This is a genomic window from Massilia alkalitolerans DSM 17462, assembly GCF_000427785.1.
GTDB classification, from domain to species: domain Bacteria; phylum Pseudomonadota; class Gammaproteobacteria; order Burkholderiales; family Burkholderiaceae_D; genus Telluria; species Telluria alkalitolerans.
Genome location: NZ_ATYR01000006.1, coordinates 168,332 through 182,527, shown reverse-complemented (window position 1 = coordinate 182,527; position 14,196 = coordinate 168,332). Strand labels below are relative to the sequence as shown.

The following is a 14,196-nucleotide window of genomic DNA, read 5'->3' as shown; positions in this document are numbered from 1 at the left end:
GGAAATGCTCGCACGGCACTGCTGGCCAATACTTGCGACGGCGCAAGGGTTGCCCGGCCGTGCACCAAGAGCGTCTAACAAAACCACCAGGGCAAGGCGCATCGCCGCAGTGGCGGACCACGAAGGCAGTACGCCAGTACGACGAGACGATGCAACGCGGCCATGGGGGGAATTGTTAGACGCTCTAGCGCTGCATGACGCCGCGCATGCGTAATTCGGTGTGGCCGAAATCCATCATCTTCCAGCGTCCGCCCCAGGTCAGGCCGAGCTGCTCGGCTACCTGGCCGTACAACTGGTAGCCGCGCATGGCCCAGGGGTCTTTTTCGGAGATCACCAGCTTGCCGTCGCGCCAGAAGGCGCAATCGGCGGCCAGGCCGTACTGGTGCCAGCTCTGGAAAGCGCGCGCGTTGGTGACGTGGCTGCCGGCCCTTGCCAGCTCGTCCTGGCGCGCCGGGCTGCGGTAGCCTTCCAGCAGCGCCATTTCGTAACCGTGCTTTTCCTTCATGATCTTGAAGGCCAGCAGCAGGCGGTGGCTGAAATCCGGATGCAGCAGCCCCCAGTTGCGGCTGGCGTTCACCAGCATCGGCCGCACCAGCTCGACTTCCGCGGTGGTAAAGGCCATCGGCGGCAGGGCCACCGGTGGCACCAGGCGCTCGCCCTGCAGCAGGGCCGCCACCTGGACGTCGGGCGCGGCCGTCTCGCCTTCGTAGACCGGCAGCATGGCGGGGCTGCTCAGGGCCAGCGCCAGCAGCGAGGGAATCAGGATGGCCGGCATCCCGATCGCGCAGGCGATGCGGTGGCGCCGGATGAAGCGCAGGATGCTGCCGCGGATATCCCGGGGAAGCTCGCCGCGCACCGTGCCCGCATAGCGGCTGCCGGCGATCTGCCAGCCGAGGGCGCGCCGGGACCAGCGCTGGCGCAGCATGAACAGCCCACGCGCCAGAAGGGCCCTTCCGCTCGGAAACAGAACCAGCCAGATTGCAGCGGTCGCCAGACAAAAGTACAGAAGGGCGAGAAAAATCAGCATCGCTTCCTCCAAGATTGTTTCTAATCAGAACTGGGAGAACCAATCTTAGGAGTAATGCCGTGCGGCCTACAGACGAAAATCAATCCCCGTCCATGCGTCCGAACCTGATGTCGCCTCGCCGCACCGCGACCTCCGGCGAGGACAGCATCCTGGCGATGCTCGAACGCGAGCCGGCGCGCAAGCGCAAGGCCGGCACCTCGGGCATACGGCTGGCGTGGTACGGCGCCAGCGCGATGCTGGCGCTGGCCTTGACCGGGACACTGATCTGGATGGCGGCCAACAATGACGGCCTGCGGCCCGAAGTGCAGGAATCGGTGCTGGCCGAAGCGGAGCAGGCACCACGGCGCAGTGCCCCGGTGCCGGGCGACAGTCCCGCGGGAGCGGCGACGATCCTGCAGGTCGCGATGGCCCCGGCGGCGGCCGCGCCCGACACGCAGCCGGCCGGCGCGGCGCTGATCGTGGACCAGGCGCCCCCGGCCGAGGCGGTCCCGCCGCTGCGCCTGCTCAAATCGGCGCCGGAAAAGCCCGCCGCGGAAAAATCCATGGCGCCGCCACGCGCCACCCCGGTCTCCCCCGTTCCCGCGGCCGTGCCCCCACGACCGGTGGCGAAGGCGAGTGCCCCTGCCCGTCCAGCGGCGCCGGCGGCCGCCGAGACCAGGCCGGTTCCCCGCCCGGCGGCCGCACCGGCGAAGTCCAGGCAGGTCGTGGTAGCGAAAAGCGCCGTCAAGCCGGCCCCAGCGAAGGCCCCGCGTGGCGTGAACCCGGCCAGGAGTCCGGAAGCCCCGGTCGATGCCGACGTCGCGCTGATCTCGGCCGTCATCGTGCACGCCAACGGTCACGCGCCCGAAGGCTCGCAAATGACCGAGCTGCTGTGCCCGAACAATGCCTGCCAGTCGCGCCCGCCCAGCCAGTAGCGTGGCGAAAAGTCCGCAACCGGGCTGAAAGTCCGCCGAAAAGCGGCTTACTGCTGGGTTATTGCCCTCACGTGGCGCTATACTGTACGAAAGCACAGTATGGCGTCATGACATGATCAGGGTTCTGGAAAACGAGTTTTATTATCTGGATAATTTCCAGCGCGTCCTCGACTGGATCGGCGAGCGCTATCGCGACCTGCTGGTCGACGACGAGCTCGCCTTCCTTGCCGCCTTTCCCACGCTGCCGCAGCCTGCGCGCGCCCTGTTCGTGCGCATGGTCATGCGCAAGGGGAATCTGTTCCGCGCCAGCAAGCTGGTGTATGCCGAGATCGGCTGTCCGGTCGAGGCCGCGCGCGACCTGCTTGCCACCGGCTGGGTCGAGGCCGACCCGGTCATCTCGCTCGACGAGCTGTTCGACCTGCTGTCCAAGCCCGAGATCGCCGGTGCCTTCGGTCCGCAACTGCCGCACAGGAACGCACGCAAGGGCGAGCAGCTGGAAGCGCTGCGCGAGCAATTCCCCGACAGCCGGGCGTTCTCCGCGTGGTACCGCGACTGTGCCGATCTCGCCTTGCGCATCGGGGTCAAGCCGCTGTGCGACCGGCTGCGCCTGATTTTCTTCGGTAACCTGGCCCAGGACTGGACCGAATTCGTGCTGTCCGACCTCGGCATGTTCCGCTTCGAGCAGGTTGAGATTTCGCAAGCCTCACGCGGTTTCCGCTCGCGCGCCGATGTCGAGCATTACATCCTCCTGCACGCCTGCAAGGAGCGCTTCTACGCCGGCGAGCCGCTCGACGAAGTGCTGCGCGACCTGCCCGCCCATGTGTTCGACAACGACTGGCTGGTGAGCCGGCGCGAGAAGCTGCTGTTCCAGATCGGCCAGGGTTTTGAAAAGCTCAAGGATTGGGACAATGCCTACGCCGTCTATGCGCGCTGCCGCTTCCTCGGCGCGCGCGGACGCGCCATCCGCGTGCTCGAAAAGCACGAGCGCTTCGATGAAGCCTATGCGCTGCTCCAGGTGGCCCAGGCCGCGCCGGAGAGCGAGGCCGAGCGCCAGCAATTGATGCGCATCGGGCCGCGCCTGGCGCGCCGCCTCGGGCATGCCAGGCTGCCGGCCCGCAAGCCGCTCGTCGAGCGCCTCGACCTGTCCCTGCCCATGCCGGTGGAGGACCGCTGGGTCGAGGGCGTGGTGCGCGACCACCTGGCCAGCGAAGACGCGCCGGTGTTCTACGTCGAGAACGCGCTGGCCAACTCCCTGTTCGGCCTGCTGTGCTGGCCGGCGGTCTTCGCCGCCATTCCCGGCGCCTTCTTCCACCCCTTCCACCGCGGCCCGGCCGACCTGCACAGCCCGGACTTCCACCTGCGCCGCAAGGCCGAGTTCGATGCCTGCCTGGCCAGGCTGGACGACGGCAGCTACCGCGACACCATCCGCGCCCACTACCGCGAGAAAGCGGGCTTCTCCTCGCCTTTCGTCTACTGGGGCACACTCAGCGAGGAACTGCTGGAGCTGGCGCTGGCCTGCATCCCGCCGCACCACCTGCGCAAATGGTGCGAACGGATCCTGGCGGACGTCCGGGCCAACCACACGGGCTTTCCCGACCTGATCCAGTTCTGGCCCCTTGAGGGCCGCTACACCATGATCGAGGTGAAGGGGCCGGGCGACCGCCTGCAGGACAACCAGCTGCGCTGGATCGACTACTGTTCGACGCACGGAATGCCGGTGTCGGTGTGCTACCTCCAGTGGGAGCAGGCCGCTTGAGCTACGCTGTCGCGGTACGCGCCCTGTGCGAGTTCACCGCCAAGCAGGGCGACCTCGACATGCGCTTCACGCCCTCGCCCACCGCCCAGGAAGGCATCAATGGCCATGCGGTCGTAACAAGCCGGCGCGGCGAAAACTACCGCACCGAGGTATCGCTCGAAGGAAGCTGGGGCGACCTGCAGGTGCGCGGGCGCGCCGACGGCTATGACCCGGACCAGAACCTGATCGAAGAGATCAAGACCCACCGCGGCAAGTTCGACGCCATTCCCGACAACCACCGCTACCTGCACTGGGCGCAAGTGCGGGTCTACGGCCACCTGCTGTGCCGCCAGCTCGGGATGGACAGCGTCAACCTTGCCCTGGTCTACTACGACATCGGCAGCGGCCAGGAAACCGTGCTGCGCGAAACCCGGAGCGCGCAAGAGCTTGCTGCCCTGTTCACCGAACTCTGCGAACGCTTCTCGAACTGGGCGGCCAGCGAAGCGGCGCACCGCACGGCGCGCGATGCGGCACTGGGCGCACTGCGCTTTCCGCATACGGATTTCCGCCCCGGCCAGCGCCAGCTGGCGGAAGACGTCTACCGCGCCAACATCAGCGGGCGCTGCCTGCTGGCGCAAGCGCCGACCGGCATCGGCAAGACCGTCGGCAGCCTGTTCCCCGTGCTGAGGGCGATGCCGCAAGAGGGCATCGACAAGGTCTTCTTCTTGGCGGCCAAGACCCCGGGCCGGCGCCTTGCGCTCGATGCCGCCGCCAGCCTCGGCGCCGGCGCCACAGTGCCGCTGCGCGTGCTCGAACTGACGGCGCGCGACAAGGCCTGCGAGCATCCGGACAAGGCCTGCCAGGGCGACGCCTGCCCGCTGGCGAAGGGTTTCTACGACCGCCTCCCGGCCGCGCGTGCAGCCGCCGCCCGGGTGGCCCTGCTGGACCGCGACGCCCTGCGCGAAGTGGGCCTTGCCCATGCCGTCTGCCCCTACTACCTCGGCAGCGAAATGGCGCGCTGGGCCGACATGGTGGTTGGCGACTACAACTATTACTTCGACGGCAGCGCCATGCTCTACGCGCTGGCGCTGGAACGTGGCTGGAAGACCAGCGTGCTGGTCGACGAAGCCCACAACATGGTGTCGCGTGCCCGCGCGATGTACAGCGTGGAACTGGAGCGCGGCCAGCTGCGCGCCGCGCGCGCCAACGCCCCTGGGGTGGTCAAGAAGGCCCTGGAGCGGGTGGGCCGCGCCTGGAGCGGCGTCGACAAGGAGGCGCCGCTACCCTCCGCGCCCTACCAGGTCCTGCCCGAGGTGCCGGCCAGGCTGCTGGACGCGCTGCAGAACGCCACCAGCACCGTGAACGACTTCCTGGTGGAGGTCCCCGGTCCGCTCGACCCGGAACTGCAGCGCTTCCATTTCGACGCCCTGGCCTTCCTGCGCCTGGCCGAATCCTTCGGCGAGCATTCGCTGTGCGACCTGGCGCGTGCCGGCATCAAGGATTCGACCATCAGCATCCGCAACGTGGTGCCGGCGCCCTTCCTGGCGCCGCGCTTCGCGCTGGCCCGCTCGGTGACGCTGTTCTCGGCCACCCTCAGTCCCTGGCACTACTTCTGCGACCTGCTCGGCATGCCGCTTGACACCGCCTGGGCCGACGTCGCCTCGCCGTTTTCCGCCAGCCAGCTCGAGGTCCACGTCGCGGGCGGCATCTCGACCCGCTACCAGCGTCGCGCTGCCTCGCTGCGGCCGATCGCGGACCTGATCGCGCGCCAGTATGTCGAACGTCCCGGCAACTACCTGGCCTTCTTCAGCAGCTTCGATTACCTGGAGCAGGTGCTGGAGGAACTCCAGGCACGCCATCCGGAGGTCCCCAGCTGGCGCCAGGAGCGGCGCATGAGCGAGCCGGAACGCGCCGCCTTCCTCGAACGCTTTACCCCTGGCGGACGCGGCGTCGGCTTCGCGGTATTGGGCGGCTCCTTCGGCGAAGGCATCGACCTGCCGGGCGAGCGCCTGATCGGGGCTTTCGTCGCCACGCTCGGCCTGCCCCAGGTGAACCCGGTGAACGAGCAGCTGCGCGAGCGGATGCAGGCGATGTTCGGGGCCGGCTACGACTACACCTATCTCTATCCCGGCATGCAGAAGGTGGTCCAGGCCGCCGGGCGCGTGATTCGCACCGAGACGGACCGTGGCGTGGTCTGGCTGATCGACGACCGCTTTGGTCGTCCGGAGGTGCGCGCCCTGCTGCCGGCCTGGTGGGAAGTGGACGCTGCCGCGCCCTAGCGCATCATCTCGCGCAGCTTCTGGTATCCGCTGCGGCTGATCGGCAGTTTCGTCCCATCCTTCAGCACGGCGCAATGGTTGTCCTTGCTGGCCGGTTCGATACGCGCAATCGATCCGAGGTTGGCGATGTAGGAGCGGTGGATGCGGATGAATACCTGCGGGTCGAGCTGGGCCTCGAGTTCGGACAGGCGCTGGTTCTTCAGCCAGGCCTTGCCTCCCGCCGTCACCTGCACGTAGTCGTCCTGCGCCTCGATGTAGTCGATGCTGCTGCTTGGCACCACGTGCACCCGCGCCCCGTCCTTGATCAGGACCCGCTCCAGGTAGCCGCGCCGCTGGGCGGCATCCTGCACCACCGCCTCCAGCTGCTGCGGCTGCGGCCGGCGGCTGCGCGCATGGTCCAGCGCCTGCCCCAGCCGCTCGCGGCTGAAGGGCTTGAGCAGGTAGTCGATCGCGTGCACCTCGAAGGCCTTCAGCGCGTACTGGTCGTAGGCGGTGGCGAAAATATAGGTTGGCTTGCTGCCGGCCAGTTCCACCACCTCGAAGCCGTCCAGCTTGGGCATCTGGATGTCGAGGAAGACCAGCTCCGGATCGAGCTCGCCGATGGCCTTGACGGCCTCGAAGCCGTTCGCGCATTCGCCCACGACCTCGATGTCCGGATGGCCGGCCAGGTATTCGCGCAGCAGCGCGCGCGCCAGGTGTTCGTCGTCGACGATCAGTACTCGCATCGCTTACTTCTCCTCCGTCTCCGCGGGCAGCACCAACTCCACCCGGAATAGATTGTCCTCGCGTGCCCAGTGCACGCTGCCGTCCCTGCCATAGGCCGCCGCCAGGCGCTGGCGCACGTTCACCAGGCCGATGCCCTTGCCTTCCTTCGTTCCCGTTTCATCCGGGTCCGCATCGTTTTCAACCCGGATCCGCAACAGCGAACCGGAGCGCTCGGCAAGCAGGCGTATGCTACCTCCTTCAAGCAGTCCGCCGATCCCGTGCTTGACCGCGTTCTCCACCAGCGGCTGCAGGATCATCGGCGGCAGCAGGCATTCCTGCGCACCCTCGCCCACACTGTGCTCGAAGCGCAGGCGCGGGCCGAAGCGTACCCCTTCGATCGCCAGGAAGCGCTCGACCAGCACCAGCTCCTCACGCAGGCGCACCTTGCGGTGCGCTTCCAGTCCGAGCGTCTGGCGGAAGAAGCCCGCCAGTTGCAGGGTCATGTCGCGCGCCCGGCCCGGGTCGATCGCCGTCAGCGCGCTGATCGAGTTCAGGCTGTTGAACAGGAAGTGCGGATCGATCTGGGTGCGCAGCATGCGCAGCTCCGCGTCCTGCGCCAGCAGGCGCGATTCCAGCTCGCGCGTCTCGGCGCGGCGCGCGCGCTCGAATTCCAGCGCCAGCAGCTGCGCCACCGCCGTCATCCAGTACAGCAGCATCCCGATCCCCAGCATCAAGGCCGCGAACGGCCGGGTGAACCCGACCGCTTCGCCTTCGTCCAGCAGCAGCCGGCACACGGCAGCCCAGGCACTGCCCGCCGCGCACCACAGCAGCGCCGCGCTCAGGCCGCTGAAAAAGAATACCGAGAGCACCGCCCCGAGTGGACGCTGCGCCAGCGGAAAGGCGCGGCACAGGTAGTAGCTGGAGAAACCGCAGGCGACCGCGTAGAACAGCGTGAGCGGCAGCGCGAACAGCAGGCTGGCGCCGGCCCCCGCGCCGGTGGCGGCATTGATCAGCCCTGCCAGCAACAGGCCCAGCATCAGCCAGGCCAGCAGGTAGAGCGCGCTGCCGCGCCGCGCCAGCACCATCAGTTGCGTACCTCGACGCCGCCCATGATCGCGTAGCCGCGGATGATCAGGCGCTTCTGGCTGTGCGGCGGGGTCGCGGTCTTTTCCTCGAAACCGCCCATGATCGGGGTGCCCTGCAGCACGACGGTCCAGTCGGGCGGGCACTTGAGCGTGACGCCGCCCCAGAACGCGAACACGTTGATCACGGCTTCGTCCTGGATCGAGGCGGTGCGCATGTCGAGCGAGCAGCCGCCCATCACCGCCGTGATCTCGCCGCCGCGGAAGTTCTGCGTCGTGACGCGGCGTTCGAATCCGCCCAGGATGGCGGCCACGTCGACCACGTCGCTTCCCGGACCGGCCCCGTCCTTCAGCGACGCCGTCGATCCGGAACGGCGCGCATCCAGGGCCTTGTACAGCACAAAGGCGCCGGCGCCGATCAGGAACAGCGGCCACAGGGTACGGATGTTGAAGTCGATGATGTCCATCCGGTCCAGGATCATCAGGACGCCGAGCCCGATCAGGCCGCCGCCCAGCAGCTGGCCGTTGCGGCTCTGGGTGTCGCACAGCTTCACGGTGCCGGCGATGATGAACACCATCGGCCAGAACGTCAGGACGCGACGGATCTCGATGAGGTCGAGGTTATCGAGCAGAAACAACAGGCCCATCAGGATCACGAGCAGGCCGAGCACGACCTGGCTGGTGACGCCCTTCGACTGGAAATTATCCTTCATGTTGATGCTCCATTCCCTTGAGGGCCGACTGCTGCTGGGCGAAACGGCGGGCGACCAGTGGCTGGAACACCAGTTCCACGCCCCAGGCCAGGATGAACAGTGGCCAGCTGTTACCGAAAGTCAGGCCGAATACATGGTTGAAGCAGGCGAACAGCCACAGGCCGATGAAGACCATCCACAGGCCGCTGCCGAATTCGCGCGGGCTCGGATAGCCGATGGTCTGGGTGATGCCGACCACGACCAGCAGCATTGGCCAGTAGCGCCAGTAGGCGCCGGCGTCGATGTAGTACATGCGGTCTAGCAGGATGATGGTGCCGACGGCGATCAGGACCAGGCCCAGGACGGCCTGCTTGCGCCAGCGGTACGCTTCTTCGGTATGCATGATGCGTGACTCCTCGTGTGTGGACTGTATGGACACACGATACCGGAACAGCAACATGCAGTGGAAGCGCCTTTCGGTGAATGGCGGTATGGCGGCGGTGAATGGCGAAGTATTCGGCGGACGGCGGCGCGGCGGGCGAATGGCGAGGCGAAAAAAAGCCCGCCTGTGAGGAGGCGGGCCAGTTGGGCAAACTGCTTCGGTAAAACTCAGGCCGATGCCGACAGGTCCATCTGCGGGCGGCCCTTGACCTGGTTGCGGTACTTGGCGCGGGCTTCGGCCATCTTGACGGCTTCGCGCGCGATGTTGGTACGGCGGATCTCCTGGCGCTCCTTCTTGCCGCGGTGTTGTGCCTCGTGTTTGCTGCCGATCTTTCTGGTCATGAGTGTCTCCTGGTGGACGGTGGTGAGCCGCGGCGCGGCGCGGGATCAGGAGCGGTTGGTCCCCATCTTGAGATCGGAGGGCATCAGCATTCCCCAGCCGAGCTGGCGGCGGATTTCCTCCGGCGTCGGCGGTGGTGCGCTGTCCCGCGCACGGCGCTCGAGGTATTCACGAACCAGGTGCTTGGGTGGCTGCTTGATCTCGGACATGGCGACCTCCACTTCCGTTGGGGGCCGACGCCTGGGGCGTGGCCCGAAATTGGTGCCGGTCCTCGAGGCGACCGGCTAACCTGTTGAGCTGTCGGTACCGTGCGCTTGTCGCACAGGTGCCTCACTCAGACGGTTCCCATGATAACGATGGGCTGCCGGACCCACCGTTAGGTGCCGCACATTGTTCGATAGGCCGTCTCCTACAGGGCGGCGGGCCCCAGTGGAAGCCCGCGGCGCCGCGGATAAAAAAAGGGGAGCCGAAGCTCCCCTTTGATCAGACTAGGCCGGAATCAGAAGCGGTACTTCAGATTCAGGTAGAAGATGCGGCCAGAGACGTCCAGCTTCTGCTGCTCCGCTTCGCTGTAGCGGTAGTAGGCGCGCTTCACGTTGGTCAGGTTGGTCGCATCGAACGAGAGCACCAGGTCCGGACGCAGGTTGTAGCTCGCGTTGAAGGCCAGCGTGGTCACCGGCGCGGCCATGGTCGGCGCCACCGGCATCAGGATGCCGTTGATGGTCGACAGGCCCTGGCTGTTGGCGTTCGGCGCCGGCGCGGTCGAGGTGTTGACGTACTCGCTGCGGTAGTTGGCGACCAGTCGCGCCGACACGGTGTCGTTCTCGAAGTACACGCCCAGGTTGGCCGCATACTCGGAGGCGCCCACCATCGGACGGCCGTCATCCACTTCGGTCTTGGCACGGCTGACGTTCGAGGTGAAGCCGAACGGCGTACTGCCGAACGGCTGCTCGTACATCAGCTCGATGCCGCGGATGCGCGCACCCTGCTGCGAGGCCGAGTTCACCGCGAAGTTCTTGATGACGTTGTCACGCGGGTCGAGCAGCTGCACGGTGTCCTGGCCGGCCACGCCGGTCTTCGGATAGCCGGTGATGTTCGAGGCGAACAGGTTCACGCCCACCATCGAACGACGCGCGAAGTACCAGGCGTACGAAAGGTCCAGGTTCTTCGCGAACAGCGGCTCCAGGTTCGGGTTCGGGCCGGTGACTTGGCAGAAGCCGTCGGTGCAGGCCGGCGAACCGTAGCCGGCGCCCAGGATGTTGTAGTTCTGGCGCGAGATGGTCTTGCTGGCGCCGAAGCGCAGGATCTGGTCCTTGGTCAGCTCGTAGCGCAGGTTCAGGCTCGGCAGCAGGTTGTTGAACTTGCTTTCCTTGGCCTGCTTGAAGTACATCACGCCGGCGAGCGGATTGAACGGCACGCCGTCGTAGTACTGCACGCCGTCGCTGGCGGTGGTGATCGCGCCTGGGACGGCGGCGCAGGTGGTCGCCGGCTTGCCCGGTTCGGTGCGCGGGCAGGTGCCTGCCGGGAGCGGCGACGGCACGTTGGCGTTGACCTGGGTGCGCACGTAGCGCAGGCCCACGTTACCCGACCAGCGTTCGCCTTCCAGGTTGGCCATCAGGTAGCCGGAGCTCTGGCGCTCGCGCATGTCGAGTTCGGTCGAGACGCGGCGCTCCCATTCCGAGTTGGTCGGCTTGTAGTTGGCCGCGAAATAGGCCTTCAGCGCGTCCGGAGTCAGGGTCCAGCTGGTGTTGTCCCAGCCTGCCGGGCCGTCCAGGTCGGCGCCGAAGTCCGCCGGGATCGGCTGGAAGTTGAAGGCGCCGGTTGGTGCGTTGGCGTTCAGGTCGCCACTGCGCAGCTGCGGGAAGCGGCGGGCGCTGTCGCGGCGGTGGTCGGCGTGGCGCACGCCGAACTCGAGCGACTTGACGTAGGTCGTGTCGAGCTTGTACTCGGCATCAAGGTTGATGCTCTTCTCGCGGTCGTTGGTGGTCACGCCCGAGGCGGCGCGGCCGGTCAGCACGTAGCCGCTGCCGTCGGCGTTGCGGCCCGGGACGTTCGGGCCGGTACCATACCACTTGACGAACGGGGCGTCGTACAGGCTGCCCAGCGCATAGGACACGCCGGTGCCGTAGCGGGTATAGGTCAGGCCCTGGTCGAGCGCGGTCTCGCCGACGCCCTTGGTGGCCGACAGCAGCGCCTTGACCGTCAGGTCCGGGCTGACGCGGTATTTCACGTCGAGGTCGAGGAAGGCGCTGCTGGCCTTGGCGCCGTCGCGGTAGGCGCCTTCGGTCTCGCCGATGTACTGCGGGGTGGTGCCGGCCGGGTAGACGATGTCGGCCGCCTTCAGCACCTTCAGCTCGTGGCCGTACATGGTGCGCTCGGTGACGATCACCGGGTTCTTGATCTGCGCGTAGACGCGCTGGCCGTTCGAGTCGGTCGGCGTGGCGACGCCCTGCGCCCCGCCCAGGCCGCGCAGCATGCTGAACATGGCGCCGGCATTCAGGCGGCCGAAGTTATTCGCCTTCATCTCCGAATGGAAGCCGGTCATGGTCATGTCGAGGTCGTTGTTCGGCTTGAACTGCGCCGAGAACATGCCGCCCTTGCGGTCACGCACGCCTTCCACGTATTCCATGCTCATCGAACCCGGGATGCGCACGCCTTCCAGGTCCGAGGCCTTGTAGCCGGTGCCGGCCAGGGATTCGTCGGTGATGCCCTTCATGGTGCTGGTGTTGATCACATCCCAGCCGCTGCCGCCCGAGTAGGCGAAGCGCGAAGCCGAATCGCGGCGCGAGTGGCGCTTCTCGGCGAAGCCCTGCAGGATGAAGCCGAAGGTGTTCGACTCGTTCTTCCAGTTGATCGAGGCGTTGGTGTCGTGCGCGGCCTTGCTCGGCAGCTGCGAGTACACGGCGCCGAGGTTGACGACGCCGGTCAGGCGCTCCTTCTGCGCCAGCGGCTTGCGGGTGGACACGTTGATGGTGCCGGCCATGCCGCCGTCGACGATGTTGGCCTGCGAGGTCTTGTAGACGACAGCCTGGTTCAGGACCGTCGAAGGCATCAGCGACAGGCTGGTCGAACGGCTGCTCGAGAGCTGGTCGGCGAAGTACCAGTCGCCGCCCGAGACGGTGTGACCGTTGAACAGGATCAGGGTATGGTCCGGGTTGGAGCCGCGCATCGCGACTTTTTCGGCCTCGTCGTAGTCGGTGCGCACGGCCACGCCGGCGAGACGCTGCAGCGAGTCTGCCAGGTTCTTGTCCGGCATCTTGCCCACGTCTTCGGCGGTGATCACCTCGACGTTGGCGGAAGAATCGCGCTTGACGGCCAGCGACTTGGCCATCGAGGCGCGAATACCGGTGACCTCGACGGTCTGGATTTGTCCCGACGGTGCGTCCTGCGCGACGGCGGACGCGGCGGCCAGACTCCAAACGGCCAACGAAACGGCCGCTGCGAGCGGCTTCTGCTTGAACATGACGTCTCTCCTGAGATTATAGCTATTGGTATGCAACTGGTAGGCAACTTTCTGCCATGGTCGGGAGTATTGATGATGTCAAGCTTGATGAATAATCACTTGTGTTCGCCTTTATATAACTTCCAGGAATGTACATATTCGAACGTCGATGAAGTTATAGTGAATGAACAAAATTTCATTCCCTTTTACGCGGGCGCAGGAGTAGCGTGGCTGCACCTTCATCGTCTTAAGTGTCTCTTTTTTGCAAATGCCTATTGCCATCCGCCTCAGCAGCCTGCTGCTTGCCGGCGCCGCCCTCGCCGGCTGCGCCAGCGCTCCTCCGACTCCGCAGTCTTCCGCCAAGCCGGGCACGCCGGCAGCCGAGCTGCCGCTGGCCGCCGTGCTGCAGAAGCAGATCTACCAGATGACGCCGCAGGAAGCGGGCCGCTATATCGCCCACATCCACACGGCCGAACCCGACTTGCGCAAGCGGATCGCCGCGATCGGCCGCAAGAACCTCGGGCAGCCGTATTCGCTGCACCTGCTGGGCGAGTTTCCGTATGAGGTACACGACGACCTGCCGCTGTTCAGCCTGAAGGAAAGCGACTGCGTGGTCTTCGCCGAACACACCTACGCGATGGCCCTGTCGCAGTCCTGGGAAGAATTCTTCTGGATGCTGCAGCGGATCCGCTACCGCGACGGCGTGATCGGCGTGGCCACCCGCAACCACTACACCGAGATGGACTGGAACGTGGCCAACCGCTGGCTGGTGACCGACGTCAGCGCCGAGCTGGCCGGACCAGGCGGCCCCTCGTATGCGATGACGGTGGACCGCGCACGCTTCCTGCGGACCCGCCACAACACAGTGCGCGACATCCCGGTCGAGAGCAGCCGCCAGGCCTACGTGCCCAAGGAAGGCGTGGCGGCGATCGCCGCCCAGCTGCAGGAAGGCGACTTCGTGAACGTGATCTCGACCCGCAACGGCGAATACTGGGCCTCGCACGTCGGCCTGGTGGTGCTGGGCCCGGACGGCGAGCGGCGCTTCCTGCACTCGCAGGCGCCGCAGGTGCGCGAAGAGACGTTCGACTCCTTCATTGCCCGCGCCGCCGAGCGCGAGGCCCGAAATGCGCGCGAGGGCAAGCCTGGCCAGGTGCTGGCCGGCTTCAAGTTCCTGCGCCTGAACGAGCAGATCACGGTGCCGCTTATGGCACCGCAACCGCGCCCGGGCCGCCCGGGCGCCTGAACCCGCTGCCGGCCCGGCCGGCGGCGCTTCCGCCCTTTCCGACGCGCCGCCTTGCCGGCGCGTCGTCCCTTCCCCTCCTCTTTCTGCCGCGCCGGCGACCGTCCGCGTGGCCTGCGCACGCCCCTGTCTGCTCAGCAGTTCCGCTCATCAATTAAATAATCAATGGAAATGAAATAGGTGATTTATTTCCTATTTTCATTTCCTATTTTCATTTTCAAGTCTTTTCGAATTAATTCACTTGCCGCCGTTGAGTCAGGTCAAACTCCATTAGTAGTAGCCGCCTGATAATAAATTTA

At 66.4% G+C, this 14,196-nt stretch carries 12 protein-coding genes; 4 read left to right on the top strand and 8 right to left on the bottom strand.

Going from position 1 to position 14,196, the window contains the following annotated elements; all coding sequences use genetic code 11:
- Positions 1 to 184 precede the first annotated feature (184 nt).
- A complete protein-coding gene (locus YWC_RS0108875) occupies positions 185 to 1,027 on the bottom strand; it encodes a M15 family metallopeptidase (RefSeq protein ID WP_027865046.1) in 843 nt (280 codons plus the stop codon).
- A gap of 92 nt (positions 1,028 to 1,119) precedes the next feature.
- On the opposite strand from YWC_RS0108875, the gene YWC_RS31535 reads away from it, so the two are divergent.
- The 3 genes from YWC_RS31535 (at position 1,120) to YWC_RS0108860 (ending at position 5,955) form a co-directional block, all read left to right on the top strand.
- A complete protein-coding gene (locus YWC_RS31535; RefSeq protein WP_027865045.1) occupies positions 1,120 to 1,941 on the top strand; it encodes a hypothetical protein in 822 nt (273 codons plus the stop codon).
- A 112-nt stretch (positions 1,942 to 2,053) separates the two neighbouring features.
- Positions 2,054 to 3,697 carry a VRR-NUC domain-containing protein gene (locus YWC_RS0108865; protein ID WP_027865044.1) on the top strand — a complete coding sequence of 548 codons (1,644 nt, stop codon included), beginning with the start codon at positions 2,054 to 2,056 and terminating at the stop codon, positions 3,695 to 3,697.
- Positions 3,694 to 5,955 carry an ATP-dependent DNA helicase gene (locus YWC_RS0108860; protein ID WP_051306350.1) on the top strand — a complete coding sequence of 754 codons (2,262 nt, stop codon included), beginning with the start codon at positions 3,694 to 3,696 and terminating at the stop codon, positions 5,953 to 5,955. Before YWC_RS0108865 ends, YWC_RS0108860 begins: the two co-directional genes overlap by 4 nt.
- On the opposite strand, the gene YWC_RS0108855 is transcribed toward YWC_RS0108860, so the two are convergent.
- From YWC_RS0108855 to YWC_RS0108820, 7 genes are all read right to left on the bottom strand, one after another.
- Positions 5,952 to 6,680, bottom strand: a complete 729-nt coding sequence (locus tag YWC_RS0108855) for a LytR/AlgR family response regulator transcription factor (RefSeq protein ID WP_027865042.1) — start codon at positions 6,678 to 6,680, stop codon at positions 5,952 to 5,954. The two genes, YWC_RS0108860 and YWC_RS0108855, sit on opposite strands and share 4 nt — an antisense overlap.
- Before the next feature lie 3 nt (positions 6,681 to 6,683).
- Complete coding sequence (locus YWC_RS0108850; RefSeq protein WP_027865041.1) at positions 6,684 to 7,745, bottom strand: sensor histidine kinase; 1,062 nt, start codon at positions 7,743 to 7,745, stop codon at positions 6,684 to 6,686.
- Entirely contained in the window at positions 7,745 to 8,455 is a 711-nt protein-coding gene (locus YWC_RS0108845) for a LiaI-LiaF-like domain-containing protein (RefSeq protein WP_027865040.1), read from the bottom strand. The genes YWC_RS0108850 and YWC_RS0108845 overlap by 1 nt, the downstream gene beginning before the upstream one ends.
- Complete coding sequence (locus YWC_RS0108840; RefSeq protein ID WP_027865039.1) at positions 8,445 to 8,837, bottom strand: LiaF transmembrane domain-containing protein; 393 nt, start codon at positions 8,835 to 8,837, stop codon at positions 8,445 to 8,447. The genes YWC_RS0108845 and YWC_RS0108840 overlap by 11 nt, the downstream gene beginning before the upstream one ends.
- A gap of 206 nt (positions 8,838 to 9,043) precedes the next feature.
- Positions 9,044 to 9,217 (bottom strand): hypothetical protein, encoded by a 174-nt coding sequence (locus tag YWC_RS33320; RefSeq protein ID WP_169728102.1) that lies wholly within the window; start codon positions 9,215 to 9,217, stop codon positions 9,044 to 9,046.
- 45 nt (positions 9,218 to 9,262) lie between these two features.
- Complete coding sequence (locus YWC_RS33315) at positions 9,263 to 9,424, bottom strand: hypothetical protein (protein WP_169728101.1); 162 nt, start codon at positions 9,422 to 9,424, stop codon at positions 9,263 to 9,265.
- Positions 9,425 to 9,714: 290 nt separating this feature from the next.
- On the bottom strand, positions 9,715 to 12,678 hold the full coding sequence (locus YWC_RS0108820; protein ID WP_027865038.1) for a TonB-dependent receptor: 2,964 nt from the start codon (positions 12,676 to 12,678) through the stop codon (positions 9,715 to 9,717).
- Positions 12,679 to 12,925: 247 nt separating this feature from the next.
- Between YWC_RS0108820 and YWC_RS0108815 the strand changes: the two genes are divergently transcribed.
- Complete coding sequence (locus YWC_RS0108815; protein ID WP_169728100.1) at positions 12,926 to 13,900, top strand: N-acetylmuramoyl-L-alanine amidase-like domain-containing protein; 975 nt, start codon at positions 12,926 to 12,928, stop codon at positions 13,898 to 13,900.
- Positions 13,901 to 14,196 lie beyond the last annotated feature (296 nt).